This is a genomic window from Sphingomonas qomolangmaensis, assembly GCF_024496245.1.
GTDB lineage: Bacteria > Pseudomonadota > Alphaproteobacteria > Sphingomonadales > Sphingomonadaceae > Sphingomonas > Sphingomonas qomolangmaensis.
In genome coordinates this window covers 2148131-2175097 of sequence record NZ_CP101740.1, presented here as the reverse complement: position 1 = coordinate 2175097, position 26967 = coordinate 2148131, and the positions used below count along the sequence as shown (strand labels likewise).

Below are 26967 nucleotides of genomic sequence, written 5' to 3'. Positions count from 1 at the left end.
GACCCACCCCCACCCCCTCCCTTTCAGGGAGGGGCTAGATGCGCCTGCTGATCTTCGGCCAGGGCTACACCGCCGCCCGCCTGCGCGCCCACCTCGAAGGCAAGGGTGCGCGCGTCGCGGGTACGACGCGCGACGGGCGCGACGGCACGCTCGCTTTCGCCGATACCGAACGCGTGGGGTTCGAGATCGCCAACGCGACGCATATTCTCTCGTCGGTGCCCCCCGCCGATGGCACAGATCCGGTCCTCACCACCTACGGCGCGGCGCTGGCGGACAGCCGCGCGACGATTGCCTATCTCTCCTCGACCGGGGTCTATGGCGATGCAGCCGGCGCCTGGGTCGACGAAACCACCCCCGCCGACACCGGCCGCCGCCCCGCGCGCAACCAGGCCGATGCCGACTGGCTGGCGCTTGGCGCGCGCGTGTTTCGGCTGCCGGGCATCTACGGCCCCGGCCGTTCGCCGCTGACGCGCGTCGCATCGGGCGAGGCGCATCGTGTCGATTTGCCCGGCCAGGTGTTCAGCCGCGTCCATGTCGACGACATCGTCCATGGCGTGACCCTGGGCTTCGACGCCCCCGCCGGCGCGTATAATTTGTCCGACGACTATCCCTGCGGCCAGAATGAAGTGATCGAACACGCCGCGCGGCTGCTCAGCCTGCCGTCGCCGCCCTTCGTCCCGCTCGAAAGCCTGTCGGCGATGGGGCGCAGCTTCTATGCCGAGAACCGCCGCGTCGCCAATGGCAAGGCCAAGCGCGTGCTCGGCTGGCGCCCGGCGTACCCCGACTACCGGTTCGGCCTGCGTGCCTTGAGCGCGATCACCAGCCCGGTCAGCGCCAGCGCCGCACCGATCGCCGCGAGCCAAGACCAGCGATAGCCCTCGAACGCGGTCGACAGCGCCATAGCGATCACCGGCACGATCACCCCCGAATAGGCCGCCTTGGCGGGGCCGATGATCCGCAGCACCCCGAAATACAGCGTGAACGCGACGGCTGAGGCGACGATACCGAGGTACAGCACGCCCGCGATGTAGCTCGCCGAACAGTCGAACACCGGCGGGCCGGTGGTGATCCAGGCGAAGCTCGCATCGATCGCCGCGCCGATCAGCATCGCGTGTGCCAGCATCGTCGCCATCGGATAGGCCTTGGCGGTGCGTGTTCCCTGCATCACGTTGGCGACCGAGGCCGAGAGTACGCCGCACAAGGTGATGACGATGCCGATCATCACTTCGCTGCCGTTGTTGGGGTCGACTCGCGCTTCGTGGGTGAACAGCATCGCGATGCCGCCGATCGCGACCGCCGATCCGATCAGTAATTGCCGCCCGAGCATCTGCCCCAGGAAAATGCGCCCCAGGATCGCATTGGGCACCAGCAGCAGCGCGAACACCACCGCGACCAGTCCCGAGGTGATGTGCTGTTCGGCGCGATAGACGAAGTTGAAGTTCAACACGAACTGCATCATCCCTAGCATCGCGGCAAATCGCCAGCCGCGCGCATCGAGCGACAATTTCTCGCGCCGGAACGCCGCCCAGCCGAGGATCACGACCCCGGCGATCAGGAAGCGATAGGCGACCGACCAGCTCGGCGGCACCTCGCCCAATTGGCCGCGAATGACGATCCAGGTCGATCCCCAGATCAAGGTGACCAGCGCGAAGGGGATCAGGACCGTCAGCCGGGTCGATTGCGGCTTGGCTTCGCTCAAAGCGCGGCGATCGCTTGCGCGAGCGGGGCGACGATTTCGGCACCCTGGTCCCAGGCGGTGACCAACCGCGCCTCGCCCACGCCCCAGTCATAGAAATCGAACCCCTGCGCGCGAAGCCCGGCGGCTTCGTCGGCGGTGAGGCGCAGGAACACTTCGTTCGCTTCGACCGGCTGGACCAGCCGCTCGCCCGCCGCCTGCGCCAGCAGTTGCGCGCCGGCATTGGCGGCGCGGGCATTGTCCAGCCACACATCGCCCTCGAGCATCGCCAGGATCTGTGCCGCCAGGAAGCGGCCCTTCGACAGGAAATGGCCTGCGCGCTTGCGGCGATAGCGGGTCGCAGCGGCAAGCTCTGGCTTGAAGAACACCAAAGCCTCGGCCCCCATGCCGCCATTCTTGACGAAGCCGAAGCTCAGCGCGTCGACGCCCGCGCGCCAGGTGACCTCGGCGGGCGAGCAGCCCAGATGCGCGACCGCATTGGCGAAGCGCGCGCCGTCCATGTGGAGGCCGAGCCGACGCGGACGGATCACCTCGGCGATCGCGGCGACTTCGACCGGGGTGTAGACGCGGCCATATTCGGTGGCGTTGGTGATCGACACCGCGTGCGGCTGGACCTGATGGACGTCGTCGCGGATGCCGCCCAGCGTTTCGGCAAGCGCCGCGGGGGTCAGCTTGGCGCCGTGGCCCTCGACCAGCAGCAATTTGGCGCCGTGGGTGAAGAATTCGGGCGCGCCGCATTCGTCGACCTGGATATGCGCCTCGGCATGGCAGATCGTCGCGCCGTGCGGCGGCACCATTGCCGCGAGCGCGAGCGCGTTGGCCGCGGTGCCGGTGGGCACCCACAGGCACGCGACCTGCGTTTCGAACAGGTCGGACATCGCGCCGTCGAGCGCCTTGCTCCAGCGGTCGCCATCATAGGCGGTGTCGAGCGTGTTGGCCGCCAGCATCGCGTCGAGCACGGGCTGGCAAACGGGGGCGGCGTTGTCCGAGAAAAAGCGCATGCCGGTGCCATAAGCGCGGGCGGGGCGAGGTCAATAATCCTTCTCCCGCCGGCGGGAGAAGCGCCATCCTCATCTTCCCCCGCCGGGGGGAGGTGCCAGGGGGAGGTGTCAGCCATCGGCTGACGGAGGAGGAGGGAGGCGGTGCGCGTCGGTGTTACCCACCACGGTTCCCCCATCCGCCCCCTCCGACGGACGCTGAAGCGCCCGCCACCTCCCCCTGGCGGGGGAGGATTTGGGATGGGCGGCATCCCGTGCGGTTTTGGGCGACGACCGATCCGGAGCTCGGTCAGCGCGGGTCCTCCCCCGCCAGGGGGAGGTGTCAGCCAAAGGCTGACGGAGGGGGCGGAAGCGATGCGCTTCGGTATTCCCCACCACGGTTCCCGTATCCGCCCCCTCCGACGGACGCCGAAGCGTCAGCCACCTCCCCCTGGCGGGGGAGGATTTGGGGTGAACAGCACCCGATGCGGTTTGGGTGGCGACCGACCCGAATCTCGGCCGGCGCGATCCTCCCCCGCCAGGGGGAGGTGTCAGCCAAAAGGCTGACGGAGGGGGCGGAAGCGATGCGCGTCGGTATTACCCACCACGGTTCCCCCATCCGTCCCCTCCGACGGACGCTGAAGCGCCCGCCACCTCCCCCTGGCGGGGGAGGAACGGTAGGTTCAGAACGCTTCCTCTTCTACCGGCGGCTCTTCCTCGCGGCGGCGTTCGCGCGGCCCCATTTCGATCTCGCCATCGGGGCCGACGCGCAGGTTCAGCCCGAGCCCTTCGAACTCGCCCTGCAGGTCGATCGGCGGCACCTCGACTCCCAATTCGTTGCCGAGCATCTCGGCGACGTTCGCGGCTTCCTCGACGACTTCGATCGCCTCGGGCGGGCGGCCGCCCGCGCTCGCGCCGGTCGCGCGCATCATATAGTCGCGCCAGATCCGCGCGGGCACGCCGCCGCCCGACAGCCCGGCATTGGGGGTGTTGTCGTCATTGCCGACCCACACCCCGGTGACGATGCCGTCGGCATAGCCGATGAACAGCGCGTCGCGATTGTCCTGCGTCGTTCCGGTCTTGCCGAACGCCTCGACCGACAGCCGCGCCTGCCGCCCGGTACCTTGCGCGATCGACCCCGCGAGCAGGCTGCGCATGTCTTCGAGCTGCCCCGAAGGAATCTGCCGCGTGTCGATCCCCAGCCGTTCGAGCCAGCTCCCCTCGGCGACCTGCGACAGCCCGCGCGCGCGCACCGGGGCTTCGCCCGCGGCGATTGCGGCATAGGCGGCGGTCAGCTCGATCAGCGAGACCGACGAGGTGCCGAGCGCGATCGTCGCCTCGTTGGGGATCGGCGTCGAGATGCCGAGGTCGCGCGCCGCCTTGATCACCGCCTTGGGTCCCAATTGCTGGGTCAGCCGCGCGGCGGCGACGTTGCTCGATCGCGCAAATGCCCGCGCCAGGCTGATATCGCCGAGATAGCGCCCGTCCGAATTTTTGGGGCTCCATTCGCCGATCGTCACCGGGCGGTCCTCGACCATGTCGGCGGGCTCCATCCCGGCGCGCAAGGCGGCGAGATAGACGAACAGCTTGAAGGTCGATCCCGGCTGGCGCCGCGCCTGCGTCGCGCGGTTGAACGGGCTCTTGGCGTAATCCTTGCCGCCGACCATCGCGACGATCCGCCCGTCGGGGCGCATCGAAACGATCGCCACCTGCGCCTCGCGCAAGCCGGCGTTGCGCACCGCGCGTTCGGCTGCGCGCTGGAGCCGTGTCTCGAGCGTGGTCTTCACCGTCTGGTCGGCGCCGATCGCGCCCGCCTGGTCTCGCGCCTGCGGCATTACCCAATCGGCGAAATAGGAACCGGTCGGCAGCCGCTTGGTCTTGGCCATCTTCAGCCGCGCGGGCGGCACGTCATCGGCCTCGGCCTCGCTAATGAAGCCCGCATCGGCCATCGCCGCCACCACCAAGGCCTGGCGTGCGCGCGCACCCGACAGGTTCTTCGATGGCGCGAGCCGCGACGGCGCCTTGACCAGTCCCGCGAGCATCGCCGCCTGGCCGATGCTGAGATCCTCGGGGTCGCGGCTGAAATAATGGTTGGCGGCGGCGTCGAGGCCATAGGCATTGTCGCCGAAATAGACGTTCGACAGATAGCGCGAGAGGATTTCGTCCTTGGTCAGCCAGGCTTCGAGCCAGAAGGCGATCATCAGCTCCTGCGCCTTGCGGCCCAAGGTTCGGTCGGACGAGAGAAAGGCGTTCTTCGCCAATTGCTGGGTGATCGTGCTGCCACCCTGCGACGAGCGGCTGGTAAAGACGTTGTTGACGAAGGCGCGCGCAATGCCGCGCGGATCGACTCCCCAATGGCTGCGGAAGCGCCTGTCCTCGATCGCCAGGAACGCCGCCTTGACGTGCGCGGGCAGTTTGGTCGCGTCGACGCGCGTGCCGATAATCGCGCCGTGGCGCGCGATCGGGTCGCCCTCGGCCGACAGCAAGGTGACCGACGGCGGCACCGGCGGTTCGAGCGATTTCGACATCGGCGCGGTGATCGCCAGCCACGCGATCGCGAGCACCAGCAGCACGATCAGCGCCGCGAGCCCGCGCGCGATCCAGCGCATCGGGCTCGGCCGCCATGATGGCGGCAACGGGGGTTCGCCCGGCGGCGGGGCGGGGGGCGCTGGGTTGGGCGACGACGAAGCGGGGGCGAACGGGTCACCGGGCGGGGGCGTCGGTCGCCATTGGTCGAGAGTGTCGATACGCATATGCCCGCTGCTGTATTATCGCGCTAATACGCCGCGCGCAAGGTGGCCAGCATATACCGCGCGTTTACCGTCGTCACGTTGGGAGTTGGGGGCAGGGAGGGGCGGGGGTGCAGGAAGCCACCCAAGCCGTCACCCCGGACTTGGTCCGGGGTCCACCTCTCGTCAACCACCGGCACCGCATTGTTGCACGGTGGACCCCGGATCAAGTCCGGGGTGACGGAAGGGGGGTGGGGTGAGGCCGGCACCTCACCCCATCCCCGCTCGCTTACTGCCCGCCCGCCGGCGCAGCCTTGGGCAGCGCCTCGGCCAGCCCCGGCACATGTTGCGCGCCTTCGAGCACCTGCAGCGTCGATCCGGTGAAATCGTCACCGATCGGCTCGGCCTTGCCGCCAAGGCACTGGCCCAGGAACCCCTCGGCCACCGCGTTGAAGCTCAGCCGGTTGGGTGGGCGCTGGAACCCATGGCCCTCGTCGGGATAGTTCACATACGTCGCCGGCAGGTTCTTGGCGCGCATCGCTTCGACGATCTGGTCGCTTTCGGCCTTCACCACGCGCGGGTCGTTCTGCCCTTGCCCGATCAGCAGTGGCACCTTGATCGCATCGACCCGGCTGATCGGCGATTGCGCCATCATCCGCTTGACGTCGTCGGGCTTGGTCGGGTCGCCGATATGCTTGTAGAAGGTCCCCTCGAGCATCGGCCGCCAGTAAGGCGGAAAGCTCTCCATCAGCGTCTTGAGGTTCGACGGGCCGACGATATCGACCCCGCAGGCGAAGGTCTCAGGCGTGAAGGTCACCCCCACCAGCGTCGCATAGCCGCCGTACGAGCCGCCCATGATCGCCACCTTGTCGGGAATCGCGACGCCCTGTTTGACCGCCCAATCGACCGAATCGAGCAGATCCTGGTGCATCTTGCCCGACCATTCGCCGATCGCGGCGTTGACGAAGCCCTTCCCGAAGCCGGTCGAGCCGCGATAATTGACGCTCAGCACCGCATAGCCGCGATTGGCGAGCCATTGGTGGGTGCCGTTATAGCCATAGCCGTCGCGTGCCCACGGGCCGCCATGGACGAACAGCACCATTGGCACCGGCTTGTCGGCCTTGCCGTCATCATTGGTATCGGCCCCTGCGGGCAGCGTGAGATAGCTCACGAGCGTCTTGCCGTCGCCGGTGGGGATTTCGACCGGCTGCATCGGCTGGAGCCTGTAGTTCGCCAGCTCGGGGCGGACGTCGAACAGCTTCGTCAGCGTCTTCGCCTGGCGATCGTACAAATACGACGTCCCAGGTGCTTCGGCGGCGAAGGCCGCGACCGTCGCCAGGCGGCCATCGTCGGTGATCGAGGTGATCGCGATCTCGCCGGGCAGCTTGCCCTTGAGGAAGGCGAGGTCGGCCTTCGCCTCGGCGGTCAGCCCGGTCCAGTCGTTCTTGAGATAGTTCACCGAATAGGCGATCGGCTCGAAGGTCTTGGGATCGGCGACGATGCCCTGGATGTCGGCGCGGTCGCTCTGTGCGATCATTGTCGACTTGAGAGTCGCGGGGTCCATCCGCATCAGCGCCGCCTTGTCGCGGCCGCGGCTGTCGACCCAGTAAAAGGCGCTGCCGTCCTTGTTGAAGCCCACCGGGTTGGTGGTGAAGGCGTCTTCGTTGGCGATCTGGAACACCGGCTTCCAGCTGCCATCGGCCTCGAGGCGTTCGACGCTCGATCCGCCGCCGGGCACCTGCTTCATCCCGAAGCGCGGCTTGAACTGGTTGTCGGTCAGGATCGAGCCATAGCCCGGATTCTGCAGCACCAGCTTGCGCGTGCCCGCCTTGTAGTCGACCTCGTACAGATCGAAGAATTGCGGGTTGCGATCGTTGAGGCCGACCAGCACGACATCGGGGCGAAGGCTGCTCACCCCCTGCACCGCGGCGCGGACCTTGCCGTCAACCGGGGTCAGGTCGCGCGGCGCGCCGCCTGCTGCGGCGACTGCGAAGACGTGGAAATTCTCGTTCCCGCCCGCGTCCTGGATGTACATCACATGGCTGCCATCGGGCGCCCAGAAATATTGGGTGATGCCGCGGCTCTTGTCGGCGGTGATCGCTTTCCCTTGGGTTGGCGTCGCGATCGGCGCGACCCACAGGTTCATCACGCCGTCGACCGGCGCGAGCCACGAGACATGCTTGCCGTCGGGGCTCACCTGCGCGCCCGAACGGCTGGGATTGCCAAAGATCAGCTCGCGCGGGATCAGCTGGCCGGCGGCGGGCGCCGGAGCGTTCTGCGCCGAAATCTGGAATGGTGCGAGCAACGCGGCACTAAGCGCTGCCAGCGATGCGGCACGCGCGAACGACGGATATTTCATGCTATTTCTCCCCAACCTTGCGGTGACTTAGGAGGCTATAGCACCGTCAGTATCGTTGCAATCGAAACCGTTACGCGTCGAGTTCGACATCCCAATAGAGCCAGTCATGCCAGGTCGCGTGCAGGTAATTGGGCGGAAAGCGCCGGCCATGTTCCTGCAACTGCCAGCTCGTCGGGCGGATCGGCGTGACGTGCAGCGGCATATGCGCCTGCTTCGGGGTGCGCCCGCCCTTCTTGAGGTTGCAAGGCGCGCAGGCGGTGCAGACATTCTCCCACGTCGTCCGCCCGCCTTGCGCGCGCGGGACGACGTGATCGAAGGTCAGGTCACCCAGCGACCCGCAATATTGGCAGGTGAACTTGTCGCGCAGGAACAGGTTGAACCGCGTGAACGCGGGAAACGCCGACGGGCGGACATATTGCTTGAGCGCGATCACCGAGGGCAATTTGATCCGTGCGCTTGGGCTGCGGATTTCGCGCTCGTAATTGGAAACGATGTTCACCCGATCGAGGAACACCGCCTTGATCGCGGTCTGCCATGGCCAGACGCTCAGCGGATAATAGCTGAGCGGGGTAAAGTCGGCGTTGAGCACCAGCGCGGGACAACCATCGGGGTGCCGGATCAGATCGGGATGGTACATGAGGCTCCCAACTCCCTCTACTCGCTTCCCTGTCGCGATTTACCGTGACGTGCGTATGACAGCACGCCGTGTGACTCATGGTCAAGGGGGCTGAATTGGGGCGAGCCGACCAAAGGATGGAGCCGATGATCGTTTCGCGTTTCGCACCGAGCCCCACCGGCCGGCTGCACGCCGGGCATGCGGTATCGGCGATCACCGCGCATGATTTCGCGCGCGCGCGCGGCGGCCGCTTCTTGCTGCGGATCGAGGATATCGACGGTACGCGCAGCCGGCCCGAGCATGTCGCCGGAATCCTCGATGACCTGGCATGGCTCGGGCTGACCCGGGACGGACCGGTGGTGTATCAATCGGCGCGGCTGGCGCGGTATCAGCAGTCACTCGACCGATTGCGCGCGCGCGGGCTGCTCTACCCGTGTTTCTGCACCCGCGCCGATATTGCCGCGAGTGGTTCGGCGCCGCACGGGCCGGGCGGCGCGGTGTATCCGGGAACGTGCCGGACGCTGTCGCCCGAGACACGCGCGGCGCGGGTGGGGCAGCCGCACGCCTGGCGGATCGACATGGCGGCGGCGGTGGCGATCACCGGCGCGCTCGAATGGCACGACGATAGCGAGGGCACCGTCCGCGCCGATCCGCTGGCGCAGGGCGATGTCGTCCTCGCGCGCAAGGATGCCCCCGCCAGCTATCATTTGGCGGTGACGATCGACGATGCCGCGCAAGGCGTGACCGACGTCGTCCGCGGGGCGGACCTGTTCGCTGCGACCGACATCCACCGGCTGCTCCAGGCGCTGCTCGATCTGCCCACCCCGCGCTACCATCACCACCCGCTGCTGCTGGGGGCCGATGGCGAGCGGCTCGCCAAACGCAGCGGCGCGCCGAGCCTGGCGGCGATGCGCGCCGAGGGGATCGACGGGGCCGCCTTCGCTACCGCCCTAAGGACAGGGCAGCCATGGGTTGGATTTTCGAGTCCGAAGGCCTAAATCTCTCTCATGAACACCTTCCTCGTCATCCTGCTCGTCGCTGCGATGCTCGCCACCGTCGTGGCGTTGGTTCGCGGCATCGTCATCTTCCTGAAGACGACCGAAGCCGAGCTCAAAGGCGAGGGGGTCAGCGCGCCGGCGCTGCGATCGAACAAGATGATGCAGGCGCGCATCTTCTTTCAGGCGATCGCGATCCTGATCGTCGTCGCGATCCTGTTCGTCGGCGGCCGGACCTGATCCGCTGGTAAAGCTCAACCGCATCTATACCCGCACCGGCGATGCCGGGACGTCGGGGCTGGTCGATGGCTCGCGCATCTCGAAGAGCGCGCCGCTGATGGCTGCGATCGGCGATGTCGACGAGGCCAATTCGGTGCTCGGCGTCGTGGTGGTCCAGATGGTAGCCGGGGCGCAGCGCGAGCGGTTGCTGCGCATCCAGAACGAAATGTTCGATTTGGGTGCTGACCTTGCCACGCCTTGGGGCGGCGAGCCCGGCGCGCATGACCTCCGCGTCACCGAAGGCCAGGTCGAGCGGCTCGAGGCAGCGATCGACCGCGCCACTGACGATCTCGATCCGCTGACCAGCTTCGTGCTCCCCGGCGGCGATCCGGTCGCAGCGGCGCTACATGTCGCGCGCGCGGTGGTGCGCCGCGCCGAGCGCAGCATGGTCGCGGCGAACGAGGCCGCGCCGCTTAACCCGGCGGCGTTGATGTACATCAACCGGCTGTCCGACCTGCTGTTTGTTTTGTCGCGGCATGTGAACAAAATGGCGACGGGCGACGTTTTGTGGGTTCCCGGAGCGTCACGCTAGGCGTCGCTCGCCGTCCGACCTCGCCCTGCGGCGTTGGTTGCTTGCCCCCGGAGTTTTCGCCATGCAGCCACGCCGCGATCGTGCCTTTGCCCCCGACGAACTGGCGCAGCGCTTCCGGGAGGTACGCGGCCTGAGCGCGGCGCTCGTCGCGCGGCTTAGCGATGCCGATGCGACGATCCAGTCGATGGACGATGCCTCGCCCGCCAAATGGCATTTGGCGCACACCACCTGGTTCTTCGAAACCTTCGTGTTGCGCGACCACGTGCCCGGCTACACGCTCCACGACGCGCGCTTTCCGTTCCTCTACAACAGCTATTACGAGGCCGAGGGCGCACGCCACGCGCGCAACCGGCGCGGGATGATCACCCGCCCGACGCTCGATGAGGTGCTCGGCTATCGCCACGCGGTCGATAGCGCGCTGGTCGCGGCGATCGGCGATTTGCCCAAGGATGTGCTCGAGCTGATCGAACTCGGCTGCAACCACGAGCAGCAGCACCAGGAACTGCTGCTCACCGACATCCTGCACCTGTTCGCGCAAAACCCGGTCGAGCCCGCGATCTGGCCCGCGCCGCGCAAGGTGCCGGTGCCGATGCCAGCGCCGATCGGCTGGATCGAGGGAGCGGCTGGGATCGCCGAGATCGGCCACGCCGGCAGCGACTTCGCCTTCGATTGCGAAGGGCCGCGCCACGCCGCTCTGCTCCACCCGCACGCCATCGCCGACCGCACGGTCACCAACGGCGAATGGGCAGCGTTCATCGCCGATGGCGGCTATCTTGAGCCGCGCCACTGGCTCGCCGATGGCTGGGCCTGGGTCCGCGCCGAGGGGGTCGAGGCACCGCTCTATTGGCAGCGCGAGGGCGAGGGTTGGACTCGCTTCGGGCTCGATGGCCGCCGCGCGGTCGATCCCGCCGCGCCGGTGACGCATGTCAGCTTCTTCGAGGCCGACGCCTATGCCGCCTGGGCCGGCGCCCGCTTGCCGACCGAGGCCGAATGGGAAGCCGCCGCTGCCGCGCATGATCCGCAAGGTGGCAATCTGCTCGATACCGCCGGCCCGGTCGAGCCGCGCCCGTCGACCGGCGGCCCCGCCTTTTTCGGTGATGTCTGGGAATGGACCGGCAGCGCCTATCGCCCCTACCCGGGGTTCCAGACTGCCGAGGGCGCGGTCGGCGAATATAATGGCAAGTTCATGAGCGGCCAGTTCGTGCTGCGCGGCGGCAGCTGCGCCACCCCGCGCGGGCATGTGCGCGCGAGCTACCGCAACTTCTTCTATCCGCACCAGCGCTGGCAGTTCACCGGCGTCAGGCTCGCCAAGGACCTCTGATATGCTGAAACCCGAGATCGAGGACGGTCAGGCGTCGCTGGCGGATCCTGCCTTTCGCGCCGATGTGCTGAATGGCCTGGCGGCGCGGCCGCGCGCGATTCCTGCGCGCTGGTTCTACGACCGGCGCGGCTCGGAGCTGTTCGAGCACATCACCGATCTTCCCGAATATTACCCTACCCGCACCGAAGCCGCGCTGCTCGACCAGGCAGCGGGGGCATTGGCGGAGGCGGTGGGGCCGGGCCGCGCGGTGATCGAGTTCGGATCGGGTTCGTCGATGAAGACCCCGCGGCTGCTGCGCGCGGTCGCGCCCGCCGCCTATGTGCCGATCGATATCTCGGGCGAGTTTCTCAGGTCCTCGGCCGCCGACCTCAGCCGCCAGTTCGCGGGCTTGGCGGTGCATCCGGTCGAGGCCGATTTCATGCACCCGGTGCCGCTGCCCAGGGCGGTGGCCGACCTGCCCAAGCTCGGCTTCTTCCCCGGCTCGACGATCGGCAACATGACCCCCGCCTCGGCAACCGACCTGCTGCGCACGATGCGCCAGTCGCTCGGGCAGGGATCGATGCTGTTGATCGGTATCGACCGGGTGAAGGACGAAGCCGTGCTGATCCCCGCTTATGCGGATTCGGCGGGCGTCACCGCGGCGTTCAACCTGAACCTGCTCGAACGGATCAACCGCGAGCTCGGTGGGACGATCCCGATCGACGCGTTCGAGCATCAGGCGGTGTGGAACGACGATGCCTCGCGGATCGAGATGCACCTGCGCGCGACGCGCGACGTCGCCTTCACCGTTGATGGCCGCGATTTCAGCATCGCGGCGAGCGAGACGATCCATACCGAGAACAGCCACAAATATGGCGAACGCGGCGCGCGCGTGCTGCTGCGCGCGGGCGGCTGGACCCCGGTCGCCGAATGGACCGACCCGCAGGGGTGGTTCGCGCTTATCCTGACCGAGGCGAAGCCCGTGGAGACCGCGCCCTGAGCTACGCCCGACCCACCCGTTCGTTTCGAGCGAAGTCGAGAAACACCAGATGGCGCGCTAACCCCGGTTTCTCGACCGCGCTCGAAACGAACGGGTGGGGTAGACTTTTAGCGCGTCACCTCGGCCCGCCACACCGTGATGTAATCCATGCTCCCGCGGCATTCGGACATCGCCGCCATCTCGGTCATCCGCAACCGCTGCCCGTCCCAGACGAACGATTGCGTCGTCCCGCAATCGCCCAGGCCGCGCCCCTTGGCATAGGTCGAGAGCACGCCATCGGCGAAGTCGGGGTTCACCACCGTCGGCACCGGCTGCGCCTCGGGGCTCATGCCCGTGTCGGCGTCGAGCTTGGCGGGCACCGGCTTGCCGTCGGCGCCGATCACGAACAGCGCGGCGATCGCATTATACGCACCCTGGTCGCACGGCAGCAGCACCAGCGTCGTGCCGCCGCCCAGCGCATGCGTTTCGGCGCGCGGCACGTCATCGACGAAATCGGCGATGCCGCATTCGGCGATCTTGCGAAGCTCGGCCTCGACCGCCGGCGTCAGCGTCGCGGCGGTGCCCGCGGGCGCGATCGCGCGGATCACCGGCGCGGCGGCGGCGACGCTGCGATCAGGCCCGGCGCCCTTCGCCACCAGCGCGCCCGCGGTGTCGGCGCGTCCCTGCTGCGCATCGATATAGCGAAGCGCCGCCGACGCGCCGCCAAGCGAATTGATCGCGGTCTCGCGGCCCGCCCGCACCACCGCGCTGCGCCCGCCGGCAATTGCGGTGGCGATCGCCGCCGCATCGGCACCGGCAAAGCCAGGGCCACCCTCGGCTACCTGCTTGCCGTCGATCGCGATCCGCACCGGCGGCGTCGCCTCGCTTTGCCCCGACAGCGTCACGCGGATCGCGCCCTCGGCACCGGCGTCGCGCTCGATCGACAGCAGGAAGGCGGGCCAGTCGCCGACCCCGTCCTCGGGCGCCAGCGCCACCGCCTGGCAGTTGCGCAGATTGTCGCAGCCGACTGCCCAGTCGCCGAATGTCTTGAGCTCGCCCGGCGTCGTCGCAGCGGGCGGTGCGGTGGGAGCCGCAACCTGCGGCGCGGCCACGGCGGGCGGCTCGGCGACATTGCTCACCGCCGCCTCGTTGGCGGGCGAGGGTGCGGAGCAGCCGACGAGCGCGGCGAGCGAAGTGGCGATCAGGAGCGTGCGATGCATGGCGCCCGAAACATCTACCCGGTATCGCGGTCGCACAAGTAGCGAAATAGCGGAGAAGATGGATGCAAAGCGTTGGCGTGATCGGAGCGGGACAGATGGGCGCGGGAATCGCGCAGGTATCGGCGCAGGCGGGCTATGCCGTGCTGCTCTCCGACGTCGACAAGGCCCGCGCCGAGGCGGGCAAGGCCGGGATCGCCAAGGCGCTGGCCCGGCTGGTCGAAAAGGAAAAGCTGACCGCGCAGGCGCGCGACGAAGCGCTGGCGAACATCGAATGCGTCGGTGACGTGTCGGCAATGGCCCCCTGCGAACTGGTGATCGAGGCGGCGACCGAGCGCGAGGCGGTCAAGCGCCAGATATTCGAAACGGTCGGCAAAATGCTGTCGCCCACTGCGATCCTCGCGAGCAACACCTCGTCGATCCCGATCACCCGGCTGGCGCAGGCATCGCATGATCCCGCGCGCTTCATGGGGGTGCATTTCTTCAACCCGGTGCCGGTGATGGGGCTGATCGAGCTGATCCGCGGCCTAGCCACCAGCGACGTCACCGTCGCTGCGGTCGAGAAATTCGGCCAGTCGCTGGGCAAGGAAATCGTCCACGCCAACGACGCGCCGGGATTCATCGTCAACCGCGTGCTGATGCCGATGCTCAACGAGGCGTGCTTCGCGGTGGGCGAGGGGGTGGCGACGATTCCCGACGTCGATACCGCGTGCAAATTGGGGCTCAACCACCCGATGGGGCCGTTCACGCTGGCCGACTTCATCGGCCTCGACACGTGCCTGGAGATCACCCGCGTGCTGTTCGAGGGCACTGGCGACCCCAAATTCCGCCCGGCGCCGCTGTTGATCAAATATGTCGAAGCCGGCTGGTATGGCCGCAAGACCAAGCGCGGCTTTTACGATTATTCGGGGGAAACCCCGGTGCCGACGCGCTGACCCGATGCTGGGGACCGCCGCGCAGCGGTGGTGGCGGGGGCGGGCTCGGGCGGGGCGTTTGGGGCGACGCCCCCTCCGTCAGCCCTTGCGGGCTGCCACCTCCCCCTGAAGGGGGAGGAATCAGCGTTGTCGCTGGGCCAGTGCTACCAAGCCGATCGCTAGCGCGTCTTCGGCGACCGCCACTGGCCAGTCTTTGCCCAACCGCTTTGCCAGCCGGGTGCGCAGCCGATGCCCCAATCGCGTTCCCACCACCGCACCTGCCGCGCCCGCGATCCCGCCGACAATCGACACCCGGCCGCCGCGCACGAACGCCCCCGCCAGCGCGCCGCTGACGATCCGCCCCGCCGCCGCCCCCGCATCGGTGCGATCGGGTGCGCGCGGATGCTTGTCGACCGCCAGTTCGCCCAGCGCTGCCAGCGCGAGCGCAGGCCCCACGAAGCGCCGGTGTCGGCGAAGCGCGACCGCCGCGGGCGGGGTCATCGAGCGGAGGCCGGCGGCGATGCCGATCAGGAAGGGGGCTAGCATCTTCCCCCAATGCGCGGCCACGCGATCGGTTGCTCAGCCAAGCGCGATGATCGCGATCTGGCGGCCATAATCGGGCTCGCCGGCATGCGTCGCGCGGCGATAGCTGAAGAAGCGCGACGGATCGGCATAGGTGTCGAGCCCCAGCGCCTCGATCCGCGCGATCCCCGCCGCGGCGAGCCGGTGCGCGACATAGCCTTCGAGGTCGAAGCGCGCATGGCCGGCGCGGGCATCGGCGAAGAAGCGCTCATTCTCGCGGTCGCTGGCCAGGAACCGGTCGCGGAAGCCATCATCGACCTCGTAGCTCGCGCGCGCGATGCACGGGCCGATTGCCGCGACGATCCGCTCGCGCCGGGCGCCGATCGCTTCCATCGCCGCGATCGTGGTGTCGGTGACGCCGCCGAGCGCGCCCTTCCACCCGGCATGCGCCGCGCCGACGACCCCCGCTTGGGTGTCGGCGAGCAGCACCGGCGCGCAATCGGCGGTGAGGATGCCGATCGCCAGGCCGGGCCGATCGGTCACCAGTGCATCGGCATGCGGGCGAACCTGCTCGTCGAAGGGCTGGAGCACCGTCACCGCATCGGCCGAATGGACCTGATACAACGTCAGCAGCCGCGCGCCCGGCGCGACGGCGGCACTCGCGAGTGCGCGGTTCTCGGCGACGGTGGCGGCATCGTCGGCCGATCCCAGCCCGACGTTGAGCCCGGCATGAATCCCCCCCGAAACCCCGCCGCGCCGCCCCAGAAAGCCGTGGCGCACCCCGTCGAGCGCGGCGGCGCGGATGACTTCGACTTCGTTCACAGCGGCAACCGCATCAATATATCCTCATCGGCATGATCGCCCACCATGAAGGCATAGCTCCCCGCCTCGAGAAAGCCGTAGCGCTGGTAGAAGCGCCGCGCGCGATGATTGTCGACGAACACCGACAGGAAGATTTCGCTCGCACCGCGCGCCCGTGCAGTGGCGATCACCCACGCCATCAGCGCGTCGGCATGGCCCTGTCCGTGCCAGGGCTTGAGCAGATAGAATTGGCGCAGCTCGATCGCCGGCCCCTTGGGCTCGATCGGCAGCTTGGGCGGGGCGAGCTTGGCATAGCCGACCGCCTGCCCCTCGGCCTCGCCGATCCGCACCGCATAGGCAGGGTCGGCAAGCTCGGCGGCCCAGGCTTCGTGCGTATGCCCGGCAAGGAACGCCGCCAGATCCTGCGACCGATACAGATGCCCGAAGGTCTCGCTGAAGCTGTCGCGCGCCAGCGTCACCAGCGCGTCGGCATCCGGCGGGCCGGCATCGCGCCAGTCGATCACGCAAACCCCTCGGGCACCGGCCAGCCGGGGGCGGTGATCGCCATGACCTTGAACAATTTGCCCATCGATTCGGCGCCGGTCAGCCGCTCGCGATCGACTGCGACCGCTTGTGCGCGTTCGGGCTGCGCGCGCGCCAGTGCCGCCGCGCGCGGGCCGATGCCCAGGGCTTCGAGGAACGCGCCCTGGCCGACGGGGCCGTGGACGATCGCCTCCTCGGCGGCGGCGGCTTCGGCGAGCGTGCCGAAATCGACATGCGCGGTCAGGTCCTGCTCGCCCGGATCCTCGAACGGATTGGCAAAGGCGTGGCCGCGCACCGCCTGGAGCGTGTCGCCGATCGCCGGTCCGACATAGCCATAATCGATCACGATCGCCGCGCCGCCCTGCGCCACGATCCTTTTGGCGAGCGCGCGCATCACCGCGACGCTGGCCGGCGAGGTTTCGAGGATCGCACCGGGTTCGGCGTCGCGGAACGGCGGCGGGATCACCGCGTCGAAGCCGTGATCGCCGACGATCGGCAGGAACAGCGTGTCCTGGCAGGCGACCAGCCGCTCGCGCCATCCCATCGGCGTCTTCACCAATTGCCGGATCGGCAGCGCGTCGAAGAATTCGTTGGCGACCACCAGCAGCGGGCCGTCGTCGGGCACCCCGACCAGATCGACATGCCATTCGGCATCGGGCACCGCTCTGGCCTGCGCCGCGCGCAGCATCGGGCTGGTCTCGATGAAATGCACCGGCGGCGCGAGCCCGACCGTCGCCATCGCGCGCAAGGCATCGGCGGCGAGCGTACCGCGTCCGGGGCCGAACTCGACATAGCGCGCGGCATCGGGCTGGCCGGCGCGGTGCCACAGGTCGGTGAGCGCCAGCCCGATCAGTTCGCCGAACATCTGGCTGACCTCGGGCGCGGTGGTGAAGTCGCCGCGCGCGCCGAGTGGATCGCGCGTCGCGTAATAATGCGCGTTGGCCGCGCCCATGAACTGCGACAGCGCAATCGGCCCGGCTAGCGTGATCGCGCGCGCGATGCGTTCGGGCAAACTCCCCTCCCGCTCGCGGGAGGGGTTGGGGGAGGGCATGTCGGAAGGCGAACCGGTCATGGCTGGACAGGCGCTCCCCCGACCCCTCCCGCAAGCGGGAGGGGAGCAGTTGGGCTCACGCCACGCTCTCGCGGCCGGCGATGCTTTCCACCCGCTGGCGCCGGCCCTTGGCGGTCGCGATCAGATACGCGCCGCCCAGGATCATCGGCATGCACAGATATTGCCCCATGTTGAGCCCGGTCGCCTGTTGCAGCCACATCAGCTGCTCGTCGGCCTCGCGGAAATATTCGACGAAGAAGCGCGACGCGCCATAGCCGAGCAGGAAGATGCCGACGAGCTTGCCCGGCTGGTAGCGCGCTTGGGTCCGCCAGAAGAAGAACGCGAGCACCAGGAACAATGCGATGCCTTCGAGCCCGGCCTCGTACAGCTGGCTGGGGTGGCGCGGCACGTCCATTCCGGTGCGTGGGAAGACGACCGCCCAGGGCACGTCGGTCGCGCGGCCCCACAATTCGCCATTCACGAAGTTCGCCAGCCGGCCGAAGAACAGCCCGAACGGCACCGCGCAGGCGACATAATCGTGAACCCGCAGCCAGTTGAGCCCGTATTTGCGCGCCAGCACGATGATCGCGATCATCACGCCGATCGCCCCGCCATGGAACGACATGCCGCCGTCCCACAATTTGAGCACCTGCAAGGGCTTGAGGAACAAATCGGGGCGGTAGAACAGGATATAGCCGAGCCGCCCGCCCAGGATGATGCCGAGCGTCGCGTAAAAGATCAGGTCGTCGGCATGCTGCCGCCCCATCGGCGCGCCGGGCCGCGCGAGCAGCTTGAGCAGATACCACCAGCCGAGCAGGATGCCGCCGATATAGGCGAGCGAATACCATTTCAGCGTGAAGAAGCCGAGGTCGAGCGCAACCGGATCGAGCCCCAGCTGCTCGAAATGGATATACTGGCCGGTGGCCTGGCTTAGCATGTCGAGCACGAGCGGGTCCTTGGGGCGTAGGAACGATCGGCAGCGTCGTAGCGTGCGATGCGGCCAAGGTCACGAGCTGTATTCTCCCCTCGCTGGAAGGGTGAGAAGGGCCGGTGTCCTGTGACAGCGTCGTGCTCGGAGGCCGCAGCCGGCTTGCACGGCCGATCGCCCTTTTTGCTCCCCTCCCTGCAAGGGAGGGGCTGGGGGTGGGTAGGCCGATTGGCTGGCGCGCCGTTCCCTTACGAACCGACCCACCCCCGACCCCTCCCTTCCAGGGAGGGGAGAAGAGGGGAAGGGCGCCAACACGCCCCACAACCACTGGCGCACCCGGCGTCGCCGCGATAAGCCGATCACGATGGCATCGGCGGCGCGACATGGGGGGATCAGCAGGCGCGGGCTGCTGATCGGCGGGGGCGCTGGGCTGGGGCTCGTCGTCGGCTGGGCGGTGTGGCCGCGCGATTACGTGCCGACGCTGGCGGCGGGCGATACCGAAACCGCGTTCGGCGCGTTCCTCAAGATCGGCGAGGATCGCCGGGTGATCGTCGCGGTGCCGGTTACCGAGCACGGCCAGGGTGTCTATACCGTGCTGCCGCAGATCGTCGCCGACGAGCTTGGCGCCGACTGGCGGACGATCGGCGTCGAGCCCGCGCCGCCCGGCCCCTTTTACGCCAATCCGCTCGCCGCGCGCGAATTGTTCGGCGACGCGATCGACCGCATTCCCGTTCCCGCCGCCGCGCAGGCGAGCCATGCGATGCGGCTGACGCTTACCGGCGGATCGAGCGCGGTTCGCCATTTCGAACCGATCCTGCGCCAGGCGGGCGCGGCGGCGCGGGTGTTGCTGTGCAAGGCGGCGGCGCGCAGCTGGGATGTCGATTGGCAGGCCTGCACCACCGGCGAAGGCTTCGTCGTCCATGGCGAGCAGCGGATGCGCTTCGCCGAGCTCGCTGCGCTGGCCGCCGACGAGGAACTGCCGGACGCGGTCGCGCTGCGCAACGATGACGTCGCGCGGCTGGCGGGCACCCCGGTCGCGCGGCTCGATTCGCCCGCCAAGGTCGACGGATCGGTCAATTTCGCGGGCGACATCCGCTTGCCCGGCATGGTCTTCGCCTCGATCCGCCAGGGGCCGCTGGGCGATACCCGGCTTGTTGGGTACGACGCCAAGGCCGCCGACAATCTGCCCGGCGTGCTGAAGGTCGTCGCGAACGAAGCCTGGGTTGCAGGGATCGGCAGCGACTGGTGGGCGGCCAATCGCGCGGTCGGGGCGATCCGCCCCCGCTTCGAAACCCGCGGCGGCGCGCCTTCGACCGACAGTATCGAGGCGGCGTTGCTCGCGGCGATCGACGGTCCGGGCGACCGGATCGCCAAGGCGGGCGATGTCGGCGCGGCGTTCCGCGGCGCGCGCGTCTTCACCGCCGAATATCACGCCGCGATCGGGCTCCACGCGGCGATCGAGCCGACCACCGCGACCGCGACCTTCGAGGATGGCCGGCTGCGGCTCTGGCTGCCGACGCTCGCGCCGATGCTCGCGCGCGCCGCCGCCGCGCGGGTGCTCGGTATCGGCGAGGACCAAGTGACGGTGATCGTGATGCAGGCGGGCGGATCGTTCGGCGCGGGGCTCGAGACGCTAGCCGCCGAACAGGCCGCGCTGCTCGCGCGCGAACTGGCGCGCCCGGTCCAACTCAGCTGGTCGCGCGTCGAGGATATCGCGCGCGACCGCCCGCGCCCCGCCGCGATCGCGCGGATGGCGGGGCGGCTCGACCGCGACGGCCGGCTGAGCGGCTGGCTGGCCAAGATCGGCGCCCCCGCGATCGGCACCGAAATGGCGAACCGGCTTTTGTCGCGCGATGCCGCCACCGCCTGGTCGCTCGCGCTGCCCGGCCGCGGCGATGCGGTGGCGGTGTCGGGCGCGGTGCCGCCCTATGCGATTCCCAATCACGCGATCGACCACCACCCCGCCGATCTCGGCTTTCCGACGGGCCATCTGCGCGGCGGGATCGATGCGCTGTCATGCTTCTTCACCGAAAGCTTCATCGACGAACTCGCGCAGGCGGCACAGGCCGATGCGAGCTATTTCCGAATCCAGATGCTCGGCCAGAATCTGCGGCTCGCCGCCTGCCTCAACACCGTCGCGTCGCTCGGCGGCTGGCAGGGCGGGGTCGCGGGCAGCGGGCAGGGGATCGCCTGCCACCAGTTTCGCGGCAGCAGCATCGCGGTGCTCGCCGAAGCGCGGCTCGAAGCCGGACGGGTCCGCGTCGATCGGCTCGTCGCCGCGGTCGATTGCGGGCGGATCGTGAACCCCGATATCGTGCTGCAACAGATCGAAGGCGGGCTGGTGTTCGGCATGGCGCAGGCGATCGGCGCCTCGACCGGGCTAAAGGCAGGGGTTGCAGATGCGCGCCGGCTCGCCGATCTGCGGTTGCCAATGCTCGCCGACATGCCCGAGATCACCGTCGAGCTGATCCGCAGCCAGGCCGATCCCGGTGGGGTCGGCGAAATCGCTATTCCCCCGGTCGCTCCGGCGATCGCCAACGCCATCGTTGCGGCATCGGGCATCCGCCTGCGCCGCCTGCCACTGGACCCGTCACGCCCATGAACTCGCCCCCCGGTACCTTGTCCCACGCGCATCTGCCCCCCGAGCATCCGCCGGTCATGGCGCGCAAGATCGGCGTGCTGCTGATGAACCTCGGCACCCCTGATGGCCCCGACACCAAGTCGGTGAAGCGCTATCTCGCCGAATTCCTCTCCGATCGCCGCGTGGTCGAGATTCCGCCGATCGCGTGGCAGCCGATCCTGCGCGGCATCATCCTCAACACCCGGCCCAAGAAATCCGCCGAGGCGTATGAACAGGTGTGGAGCGAGGACGGGTCGCCGCTCGCCGCGGTCACCAAGGCGCAGTCGGTCGCGCTGCAGGGGGCGTTCGGGCCCAACGTCATGGTCGATTGGGCGATGCGCTATGGCCGCCCGGCGATCGGCGATCGGCTGCAGGCGATGAAGGATGCCGGCTGCGAGCGGATCCTGCTCGCGCCGCTCTACCCGCAATATTGCGCCGCGACGACCGCGACCGCCAACGACAAGGCGTTCGCGCAGCTCGCAACGCAGCGCTGGCAGCCCGCGCTGCGCACGCTGCCGCCCTATCACGACGACCCAACCTATATCGCCGCGCTCAAGGCTTCGATCGAGGAGGGGCTGGCGGGGCTCGATTTCGAACCCCAGGCGCTGATCGCCAGCTTTCACGGCATGCCACAGCGGACGCTCGACCTCGGCGACCCCTATCACTGCCATTGCCGCAAGACCGCGCGGTTGCTCGGCGAAGCGATGGGCCGCGAGATGACGGTGGCGTTCCAGTCGCGCTTCGGCCCCGCCAAATGGCTTACGCCCGCGACCGACGAGACGCTCGAGGCGATGCCGCCCAAGGGGATCACCCGCGTCGCGATCTTCGCGCCGGGCTTCTCGGCCGATTGCCTCGAGACGCTCGAGGAGCTCGCGATCCGCGGCCGCGAGAGCTTCGAGGAAGCCGGCGGCACCCATTTCGCCTATCTTCCCTGCCTCAACGCGAGCGAGGTCGGGGTGAACATGCTCAAGACATTGCTGACGCGGGAGCTTGCCGGTTGGGTATAGCCCGCCTAGCCTAGCCCGCGAAAAACTAGGAGAGGACAAGCATGGCACGGGTAGCAATCGTCACCGGCGGTACGCGCGGAATCGGCGAGGCGATCAGCCTCGCGCTCCAGGAAATGGGCATGACCGTCGCGGCGAACTACGGTGGCAACGATGAAAAGGCGCGCGCCTTCACCGAGCGCACCGGCATCGCCGCCTACCGCTGGGACGTCGGCGATTACGACGCCTGCCAGGAAGGCTGCGCCAAGGTCGCCGCCGAGCTGGGGCCGGTCGACGTGGTGGTCAACAATGCCGGCGTCACCCGCGACGGCACGATCCTGAAAATGTCGAAGGACATGTGGGAAGACGTGATCCGCATCAATCTGGGCGGCTGCTTCAACATGGCCAAGGCGGTGTTCCCCGGCATGCGCGAGCGCAAATGGGGGCGGATCGTCAATATCGGCTCGATCAACGGCCAGGCAGGCCAGTACGGCCAGGTCAACTATGCCGCCGCCAAATCGGGAATCCACGGCTTCACCAAGGCGCTGGCGCTGGAAGGCGCGCGCGCCGGCGTGACGGTCAACGCGATCGCGCCGGGCTATATCGACACCGACATGGTGGCGGCAGTGCCGCCCGAAGTGCTTGAAAAGATCGTCGCCAAGATCCCCGTCGGCCGGCTGGGCCAGGCGAGCGAGATCGCGCGCGGGGTTGCGTTCCTGTGCTCGGAAGAGGGCGGGTTCGTGACCGGTTCGACGCTGAGCATCAACGGCGGGCAACATATGTACTGACGGGCGCAGGCGCGGCCACGCCCGCGCCGGTTCGCAAGGCGAAGCCGCGCGCGGCGCCCGGCACGGCCGGCGGGTCGGCAACGCCGAACCCGACCGACGCGCCGGCTTTGCCGGCGGCGCTTCTTCCGTCTGTCCCTCTCCCCTCCGGGGAGAGGGCAAGCGATATCGGCGTAAGCCCTGGACGCGCGGGGCAGAGGCAGGCCGATGCGCTCGATTGCAGCTCCTCTCCCAAACCTCTACCCGGAGGGGATAGGGCTTAGGAAAAAACAGTAAGAGCGCCGGCAAAGCCGCCACCGTCGGACGGGTTCGGCGCTGCCGGCCCGCCGTCCGTTTTGCGCGATGCGCTGCGCGCACCGACGCGGGCGTGGCCGCGCCTTCGCACAAAAATTGAGGGCCGGCTCCTTTCGGAACCGACCCTCACCCTCGATACGCTACGCGAGGGAACTCTCGATACGCAACACGAGAAACTGGAAAGCTTTAGCGGTTGCGTGCGCACCGGCGCGGCTGGCCCGAGCGGTCGATTTCGCGACCGGCTAGCGCGCCTGCGCCGCCGCCGATGACCGTGCCCAGCAACCGGTTGCCGTTGCCCGCGACAGTGTTGCCCAGCAGGCCACCTGCGACCGCACCGATCACGGTGCCTTCGGTGCTGCTGCAACGCTGCGGCGTCCGACGGTTGTTGTTGCGGTTGCCGTAATAGCGGCGATCGCGGTCGCGATAGCGCTGATATTCGGTCACGCCGGCATCAAAGCTCGTGGCGGTGATCGCGGTGGGTGCTGCCGATGCGACCGTCGGTGCGATCAGCGAGGTAGCGCCCATGGCGATGGCGGCGGTAGCGATGCTGAGTTTCTTGAACATGGATGATCTCCTCGATCCCTTGAACCAAAATTTTTTCGTCGGCGCCGGATCGCTCGTTTGCCGTCGATGCAATCCTTCTAGGTGATTCGCATTGCACCAACCCTGAATGCCGCTGTTATTCTCGGTTCAGGAAAAGTCGGGTGGAGCGGCGCCCGAACAACGGCTAGGGCGCGCCGATGCGAATAACCTGGTCGGTGCTGCTGCTGCTCGTGTTCGTGCACGATTATTCGGGGCCCGCGCGGGTGCAGCTGCCGGGCAATGTGCGCGTCACCGCCACCGCGGTCGATATCGTGCCCGGCGATCCCGCGCAAAAGCGCGTCGGCGGGCTCACCTATCTGGGCGGGGTCCATCTGCAGGAAACCGGGCAGGGACGCGGCGGCTATTCGGGGATCGCGGTCGCGGGCGATCGCTTCACGCTGATGGGCGATGGCGGCAACCTATTGTCGTTCCGGCTGCGCCTGCCCGCAACGCTGCAGGACGTTCGCGCCTGGGCGCTGCCCGATGGCCCCGGCACGGGCTGGCAGAAGCGCGACCGCGACAGCGAATCGCTCGCCTTCGATCGCGAAAGCGGCACCGCCTGGGTGGGGTTCGAGCATCACAACCAGATTTGGCGTTATTCCGCCGACCTTCGCACCGCGACGGGCCATGCCGCGCCGCGCGCGATGCGCGATTGGCCCGAGGCCGGCGGCGCCGAGGCGATGGCGCGGCTCGCCGATGGCAGCGTCGTCGTCCTGTCCGAAAGCAGCCGCCCCAGGGAAAAGCGCGGGCTTCGTCATGCGATTCGCTTTGCCGGCGATCCGGTGGCGGCCCCCGAGGACGGCTATCGCTTCCTGTACCGGCCGCCCGCGGGCTTCAGACCAGTCGATGCGGTGCAGTTGCCCGACAGCCGGCTGCTGGTCCTCAACCGCGCCTTCGGGCTGCCCTATGGCTTTACCGCGAAGCTCACGCTGGTCGATGTCGCGGCGATCGCCCCCGGCGCTACCGTGCGGGGCCGCGAGATCGCGACGCTCGCACCACCCACCCTGTTCGATAATTTCGAAGGCGTCACCGCGCTGCGTGAGGGCGATGCGACCGTCATCTGGGTCGTGTCCGACGACAACCAGCAATTCCCGCAGCGGACGTTGCTGCTGAAGTTCCGCCTCGACGCCTGACCGCAGCCACGCCAACCGCAAACGACGAAAGGACCCGGCCACCGCGCAAGCGGCGACCCGGTCCTTTTCGATCTCTCACCAGCCACCGCGCAAAGCGGCGGCAGCGATCAGGCGGCCTTGGCGCCGTCGAGCTTCTTGGCGACTTCGCGCTTGAGGCGACGTGCGCGAAGCGACAGGTCGGTCTCGCTGGTCTTGGCCAGCCAGTTGTCCAGCCCGCCGACATGCTCGACCGAGCGCAGCCCGTGCGTCGAAACGCGCAGGCGAACGCTGGTGCCCAGCGCGTCCGACATCAGCGTGACGTTCTGCAGATTCGGCAGGAACGTGCGCTTGGTCTTGTTATTGGCGTGGGATACGTTGTGGCCCACCTGCCGGCCCTTGCCGGTCAGCTCGCAAATGCGCGACATGCGTTTAATCCTGAGTTTCGGGGTTGCCCGGAAAGCAGGCGCCACTATCCGACATGTCGGCGTCAGTCAACCGATTCAGTCGCGCAGCCGTGCAACCGAGTCGCTGGAAGGCGCGTTATTACGGTGTCGTTTCGATTTGTGGAGGGCTGACTAATGCGTGCCATTCTTGTGTTGCTCGGCCTTGCCGCGCTGGTGGTGATTGGATTGATGGCGACGGGGATGCTCAGCCTCGACCAGACCCAGCAGGCGCAACTACCCTCGATCAAGATCGAAGGCGGGCAGGCGCCCGAATTCAAGGCCGATATGGGCACCGTCGATGTCGGCACGGTCAACAAGACCGTCGAAGTACCTGCGGTATCGGTCGAAAAGGCCGACGGCGCGCCGCGATAAGCGTGTTCGCGATGCCGCCGCCGATGCGCGCCGCGCTCGATGCGGCGGCCGCGGCGGGTGTAGCGGGCGAAGTACCGGTCGGCGCGGTCGTGGTCCATCGGGGCACGATCGTCGCCACCGGCGCCAATGCCCCGCGCGCGACGTGCGACCCTACCGCGCATGCCGAGATCGTCGCGATTCGCGCGGCGGCGGCGGCGCTGGGACGCGACCGGCTCGAGGATTGCGATCTTTGGGTGACGCTTGAGCCCTGCGCGATGTGTGCGGGGGCGATCGCGCACGCACGGATCGCCAGGCTCTATTATGCCGCGCCCGATCCCAAGGGGGGTGCGGTCGAGCACGGCCCGCGCTTCTTCGGCCAGTCGACCTGCCACCACCGCCCCGAAATCTATCCCGGGATCGGCGAGGGCGAGGCGGCGGCGTTGCTGCGGGCATTTTTCGCGGGGCGGCGCTGAGGCCGGGTTGAAGGCGCCTCGCTACCCCCGGCGGTCACCCCGGACTTGATCCGGGGTCCAGGCGGGCCGTCGACGCGAAGCTCGCGGCTTGTGGCCCGCCTGGATGCCGGGTCGAGCCCGGCATGACGATAGGGTAGAATACCGCCTTAGCGGACGTCGTTGTCGGTAATGGGCACCAGCTTCACTTCGACGCGGCGATTCTCGGCGCGACCTTCCTCGGTCTCGTTCGAGGCGATCGGCTGCGATTCGCCATAGCCGCGGGTCGCCATCCGCGCCGATGCTACGCCGCGCTGCGTCAGATAATCGGCAACCGATACCGCGCGCCGCTCCGACAGGCCCTGGTTGTAGCTGTCCGACCCGGTCGAATCGGTGTGGCCGTACACATCGACATAGGTCTGCTCGTAGCGCGACAGCACGTCGGCGACGCGGTCGAGCGTGCCGCGATATTGCGGCTGGATGCTCGCGCTGTCGTAGGCGAAGGTGATCCCCGACGGCATCTGCAGGATCAGGTCGTCGCCCTGGCGGATGACGTCGATGTCGGTGCCCGCAGTGCTGGCGCGAAGGTCGCGCTCCTGGCGGTCCATATACGCGCCGATGCCCGCGCCGGCGAGGCCGCCGATGCCCGCGCCCAGGATCTTCTCGGTACGGTCGCGGCGACCGCCGACCAGGTCGCCCAGCAGATAACCGCCGACGACGCCGCCGATGCCGCCGATCGCGGCCTTCGAAATGCTGCGCTCGCCGGTCACCGGATCGGTGACGCAGGCGCTGGTGATCCCCAGCGAGGCGATGGCGGCGGTAAGCATGAATTTGGACGCAATACGCATGATAGTTCCCCTGACGTATTTTCTGAACACTCGGGCGCAAAACCGCCCGACGCGAGACTTGT

27 protein-coding genes are annotated in these 26967 nt (G+C 68.3%); 13 read left to right on the top strand and 14 right to left on the bottom strand.

Annotation, left to right across the window (positions count from 1 at the left end; translation table 11 throughout):
- Positions 1 to 38 precede the first annotated feature (38 nt).
- Positions 39 to 875 carry a Rossmann-fold NAD(P)-binding domain-containing protein gene (locus NMP03_RS10230; RefSeq protein ID WP_256505268.1) on the top strand — a complete coding sequence of 279 codons (837 nt, stop codon included), beginning with the start codon at positions 39 to 41 and terminating at the stop codon, positions 873 to 875.
- Here NMP03_RS10230 and NMP03_RS10225 read toward each other — a convergent pair.
- From NMP03_RS10225 to NMP03_RS10205, 5 genes are all read right to left on the bottom strand, one after another.
- A complete protein-coding gene (locus tag NMP03_RS10225; protein ID WP_256505267.1) occupies positions 785 to 1699 on the bottom strand; it encodes a DMT family transporter in 915 nt (304 codons plus the stop codon). The genes NMP03_RS10230 and NMP03_RS10225 overlap by 91 nt on opposite strands.
- Positions 1696 to 2697, bottom strand: coding sequence for a threonine aldolase family protein (locus tag NMP03_RS10220; RefSeq protein ID WP_256505266.1), 1002 nt, complete (start codon positions 2695 to 2697; stop codon positions 1696 to 1698). Before NMP03_RS10220 ends, NMP03_RS10225 begins: the two co-directional genes overlap by 4 nt.
- A gap of 659 nt (positions 2698 to 3356) precedes the next feature.
- Positions 3357 to 5426, bottom strand: coding sequence for a transglycosylase domain-containing protein (locus NMP03_RS10215; RefSeq protein ID WP_256505265.1), 2070 nt, complete (start codon positions 5424 to 5426; stop codon positions 3357 to 3359).
- Positions 5427 to 5691: 265 nt separating this feature from the next.
- Positions 5692 to 7761, bottom strand: coding sequence for a S9 family peptidase (locus NMP03_RS10210; RefSeq protein ID WP_256505264.1), 2070 nt, complete (start codon positions 7759 to 7761; stop codon positions 5692 to 5694).
- Positions 7762 to 7831: 70 nt separating this feature from the next.
- Positions 7832 to 8398 carry an HNH endonuclease gene (locus tag NMP03_RS10205; protein WP_256505263.1) on the bottom strand — a complete coding sequence of 189 codons (567 nt, stop codon included), beginning with the start codon at positions 8396 to 8398 and terminating at the stop codon, positions 7832 to 7834.
- A 116-nt stretch (positions 8399 to 8514) separates the two neighbouring features.
- Between NMP03_RS10205 and gluQRS the strand changes: the two genes are divergently transcribed.
- From gluQRS to egtD, 5 genes are all read left to right on the top strand, one after another.
- Positions 8515 to 9375 (top strand): tRNA glutamyl-Q(34) synthetase GluQRS, encoded by an 861-nt coding sequence (gluQRS, locus tag NMP03_RS10200; protein ID WP_256505262.1) that lies wholly within the window; start codon positions 8515 to 8517, stop codon positions 9373 to 9375.
- A gap of 9 nt (positions 9376 to 9384) precedes the next feature.
- Positions 9385 to 9612: a twin transmembrane helix small protein gene (locus tag NMP03_RS10195; protein WP_256505261.1), complete on the top strand. Its 228-nt coding sequence runs from the start codon at positions 9385 to 9387 to the stop codon at positions 9610 to 9612.
- Between the two features lie 4 nt (positions 9613 to 9616).
- A complete protein-coding gene (locus tag NMP03_RS10190; protein WP_256508094.1) occupies positions 9617 to 10183 on the top strand; it encodes a cob(I)yrinic acid a,c-diamide adenosyltransferase in 567 nt (188 codons plus the stop codon).
- A gap of 61 nt (positions 10184 to 10244) precedes the next feature.
- Positions 10245 to 11504 carry an ergothioneine biosynthesis protein EgtB gene (egtB, locus tag NMP03_RS10185; RefSeq protein ID WP_256505259.1) on the top strand — a complete coding sequence of 420 codons (1260 nt, stop codon included), beginning with the start codon at positions 10245 to 10247 and terminating at the stop codon, positions 11502 to 11504.
- A gap of 1 nt (position 11505) precedes the next feature.
- Positions 11506 to 12483 carry an L-histidine N(alpha)-methyltransferase gene (gene egtD, locus NMP03_RS10180; RefSeq protein ID WP_256505258.1) on the top strand — a complete coding sequence of 326 codons (978 nt, stop codon included), beginning with the start codon at positions 11506 to 11508 and terminating at the stop codon, positions 12481 to 12483.
- 107 nt (positions 12484 to 12590) lie between these two features.
- On the opposite strand, the gene NMP03_RS10175 is transcribed toward egtD, so the two are convergent.
- Entirely contained in the window at positions 12591 to 13682 is a 1092-nt protein-coding gene (locus NMP03_RS10175; RefSeq protein WP_256505257.1) for a DUF1176 domain-containing protein, read from the bottom strand.
- Positions 13683 to 13744: 62 nt separating this feature from the next.
- On the opposite strand from NMP03_RS10175, the gene NMP03_RS10170 reads away from it, so the two are divergent.
- On the top strand, positions 13745 to 14614 hold the full coding sequence (locus NMP03_RS10170) for a 3-hydroxybutyryl-CoA dehydrogenase (RefSeq protein ID WP_256505256.1): 870 nt from the start codon (positions 13745 to 13747) through the stop codon (positions 14612 to 14614).
- A 120-nt stretch (positions 14615 to 14734) separates the two neighbouring features.
- Here the strand turns inward: NMP03_RS10170 and NMP03_RS10165 are convergent, their stop codons facing one another.
- Genes NMP03_RS10165 through lgt form a run of 5 tightly spaced genes read right to left on the bottom strand, consistent with a single transcriptional unit; the run spans position 14735 to position 18447 of the window.
- On the bottom strand, positions 14735 to 15139 hold the full coding sequence (locus tag NMP03_RS10165; RefSeq protein WP_256505255.1) for a DUF4126 domain-containing protein: 405 nt from the start codon (positions 15137 to 15139) through the stop codon (positions 14735 to 14737).
- A 33-nt stretch (positions 15140 to 15172) separates the two neighbouring features.
- Positions 15173 to 15937 carry a peptidoglycan editing factor PgeF gene (gene pgeF / locus NMP03_RS10160; protein ID WP_256505254.1) on the bottom strand — a complete coding sequence of 255 codons (765 nt, stop codon included), beginning with the start codon at positions 15935 to 15937 and terminating at the stop codon, positions 15173 to 15175.
- Positions 15934 to 16440 carry a GNAT family N-acetyltransferase gene (locus NMP03_RS10155; RefSeq protein WP_319937584.1) on the bottom strand — a complete coding sequence of 169 codons (507 nt, stop codon included), beginning with the start codon at positions 16438 to 16440 and terminating at the stop codon, positions 15934 to 15936. The genes pgeF and NMP03_RS10155 overlap by 4 nt, the downstream gene beginning before the upstream one ends.
- Positions 16437 to 17531, bottom strand: coding sequence for a class I SAM-dependent methyltransferase (locus NMP03_RS10150; protein WP_406697599.1), 1095 nt, complete (start codon positions 17529 to 17531; stop codon positions 16437 to 16439). The genes NMP03_RS10155 and NMP03_RS10150 overlap by 4 nt, the downstream gene beginning before the upstream one ends.
- 55 nt (positions 17532 to 17586) lie before the next feature.
- On the bottom strand, positions 17587 to 18447 hold the full coding sequence (lgt, locus tag NMP03_RS10145) for a prolipoprotein diacylglyceryl transferase (protein ID WP_256508091.1): 861 nt from the start codon (positions 18445 to 18447) through the stop codon (positions 17587 to 17589).
- A 355-nt stretch (positions 18448 to 18802) separates the two neighbouring features.
- Between lgt and NMP03_RS10140 the strand changes: the two genes are divergently transcribed.
- Genes NMP03_RS10140 through phbB form a run of 3 tightly spaced genes read left to right on the top strand, consistent with a single transcriptional unit; the run spans position 18803 to position 22829 of the window.
- Complete coding sequence (locus NMP03_RS10140) at positions 18803 to 21040, top strand: xanthine dehydrogenase family protein molybdopterin-binding subunit (RefSeq protein WP_256505253.1); 2238 nt, start codon at positions 18803 to 18805, stop codon at positions 21038 to 21040.
- A complete protein-coding gene (gene hemH / locus NMP03_RS10135) occupies positions 21037 to 22065 on the top strand; it encodes a ferrochelatase (protein WP_406697596.1) in 1029 nt (342 codons plus the stop codon). The genes NMP03_RS10140 and hemH overlap by 4 nt, the downstream gene beginning before the upstream one ends.
- Before the next feature lie 41 nt (positions 22066 to 22106).
- Complete coding sequence (phbB, locus tag NMP03_RS10130) at positions 22107 to 22829, top strand: acetoacetyl-CoA reductase (RefSeq protein ID WP_256505252.1); 723 nt, start codon at positions 22107 to 22109, stop codon at positions 22827 to 22829.
- A 477-nt stretch (positions 22830 to 23306) separates the two neighbouring features.
- On the opposite strand, the gene NMP03_RS10125 is transcribed toward phbB, so the two are convergent.
- Complete coding sequence (locus NMP03_RS10125) at positions 23307 to 23684, bottom strand: glycine zipper 2TM domain-containing protein (RefSeq protein WP_256505251.1); 378 nt, start codon at positions 23682 to 23684, stop codon at positions 23307 to 23309.
- 176 nt (positions 23685 to 23860) lie between these two features.
- Here NMP03_RS10125 and NMP03_RS10120 point away from each other — a divergent pair, with 176 nt between their 5' ends.
- On the top strand, positions 23861 to 24835 hold the full coding sequence (locus tag NMP03_RS10120; RefSeq protein WP_256505250.1) for an esterase-like activity of phytase family protein: 975 nt from the start codon (positions 23861 to 23863) through the stop codon (positions 24833 to 24835).
- A gap of 107 nt (positions 24836 to 24942) precedes the next feature.
- Here the strand turns inward: NMP03_RS10120 and rpmB are convergent, their stop codons facing one another.
- Positions 24943 to 25239: a 50S ribosomal protein L28 gene (gene rpmB, locus NMP03_RS10115; RefSeq protein ID WP_033920295.1), complete on the bottom strand. Its 297-nt coding sequence runs from the start codon at positions 25237 to 25239 to the stop codon at positions 24943 to 24945.
- Positions 25240 to 25392: 153 nt separating this feature from the next.
- Between rpmB and NMP03_RS10110 the strand changes: the two genes are divergently transcribed.
- Together NMP03_RS10110 and NMP03_RS10105 are read left to right on the top strand one after the other, a co-directional pair.
- A complete protein-coding gene (locus tag NMP03_RS10110) occupies positions 25393 to 25629 on the top strand; it encodes a hypothetical protein (protein WP_256505249.1) in 237 nt (78 codons plus the stop codon).
- A 23-nt stretch (positions 25630 to 25652) separates the two neighbouring features.
- Positions 25653 to 26081, top strand: a complete 429-nt coding sequence (locus tag NMP03_RS10105; RefSeq protein WP_256508089.1) for a nucleoside deaminase — start codon at positions 25653 to 25655, stop codon at positions 26079 to 26081.
- A gap of 146 nt (positions 26082 to 26227) precedes the next feature.
- Here NMP03_RS10105 and NMP03_RS10100 read toward each other — a convergent pair whose 3' ends face one another.
- Positions 26228 to 26905: an OmpA family protein gene (locus tag NMP03_RS10100; protein WP_256505248.1), complete on the bottom strand. Its 678-nt coding sequence runs from the start codon at positions 26903 to 26905 to the stop codon at positions 26228 to 26230.
- Between the last annotated feature and the right edge of the window lie 62 nt (positions 26906 to 26967).

Coding starts and splice junctions, on each gene's coding strand:
- NMP03_RS10230 (WP_256505268.1), top strand. CDS start 39: ATGCGCCTGCTGATCTTCGGCCAGGGCTACACCGCCGCCCGCCTGCGC.
- NMP03_RS10220 (WP_256505266.1), bottom strand. CDS start 2,697: ATGCGCTTTTTCTCGGACAACGCCGCCCCCGTTTGCCAGCCCGTGCTC.
- NMP03_RS10215 (WP_256505265.1), bottom strand. CDS start 5,426: ATGCGTATCGACACTCTCGACCAATGGCGACCGACGCCCCCGCCCGGT.
- NMP03_RS10210 (WP_256505264.1), bottom strand. CDS start 7,761: ATGAAATATCCGTCGTTCGCGCGTGCCGCATCGCTGGCAGCGCTTAGT.
- NMP03_RS10205 (WP_256505263.1), bottom strand. CDS start 8,398: ATGTACCATCCCGATCTGATCCGGCACCCCGATGGTTGTCCCGCGCTG.
- gluQRS (WP_256505262.1), top strand. CDS start 8,515: ATGGAGCCGATGATCGTTTCGCGTTTCGCACCGAGCCCCACCGGCCGG.
- NMP03_RS10195 (WP_256505261.1), top strand. CDS start 9,385: ATGAACACCTTCCTCGTCATCCTGCTCGTCGCTGCGATGCTCGCCACC.
- egtB (WP_256505259.1), top strand. CDS start 10,245: ATGCAGCCACGCCGCGATCGTGCCTTTGCCCCCGACGAACTGGCGCAG.
- egtD (WP_256505258.1), top strand. CDS start 11,506: ATGCTGAAACCCGAGATCGAGGACGGTCAGGCGTCGCTGGCGGATCCT.
- NMP03_RS10175 (WP_256505257.1), bottom strand. CDS start 13,682: ATGCATCGCACGCTCCTGATCGCCACTTCGCTCGCCGCGCTCGTCGGC.
- NMP03_RS10170 (WP_256505256.1), top strand. CDS start 13,745: ATGCAAAGCGTTGGCGTGATCGGAGCGGGACAGATGGGCGCGGGAATC.
- NMP03_RS10165 (WP_256505255.1), bottom strand. CDS start 15,139: ATGCTAGCCCCCTTCCTGATCGGCATCGCCGCCGGCCTCCGCTCGATG.
- NMP03_RS10150 (WP_406697599.1), bottom strand. CDS start 17,531: ATGACCGGTTCGCCTTCCGACATGCCCTCCCCCAACCCCTCCCGCGAG.
- lgt (WP_256508091.1), bottom strand. CDS start 18,447: ATGCTAAGCCAGGCCACCGGCCAGTATATCCATTTCGAGCAGCTGGGG.
- NMP03_RS10140 (WP_256505253.1), top strand. CDS start 18,803: ATGGCATCGGCGGCGCGACATGGGGGGATCAGCAGGCGCGGGCTGCTG.
- hemH (WP_406697596.1), top strand. CDS start 21,037: ATGAACTCGCCCCCCGGTACCTTGTCCCACGCGCATCTGCCCCCCGAG.
- phbB (WP_256505252.1), top strand. CDS start 22,107: ATGGCACGGGTAGCAATCGTCACCGGCGGTACGCGCGGAATCGGCGAG.
- NMP03_RS10125 (WP_256505251.1), bottom strand. CDS start 23,684: ATGTTCAAGAAACTCAGCATCGCTACCGCCGCCATCGCCATGGGCGCT.
- NMP03_RS10120 (WP_256505250.1), top strand. CDS start 23,861: ATGCGAATAACCTGGTCGGTGCTGCTGCTGCTCGTGTTCGTGCACGAT.
- rpmB (WP_033920295.1), bottom strand. CDS start 25,239: ATGTCGCGCATTTGCGAGCTGACCGGCAAGGGCCGGCAGGTGGGCCAC.
- NMP03_RS10110 (WP_256505249.1), top strand. CDS start 25,393: ATGCGTGCCATTCTTGTGTTGCTCGGCCTTGCCGCGCTGGTGGTGATT.
- NMP03_RS10105 (WP_256508089.1), top strand. CDS start 25,653: ATGCGCGCCGCGCTCGATGCGGCGGCCGCGGCGGGTGTAGCGGGCGAA.
- NMP03_RS10100 (WP_256505248.1), bottom strand. CDS start 26,905: ATGCGTATTGCGTCCAAATTCATGCTTACCGCCGCCATCGCCTCGCTG.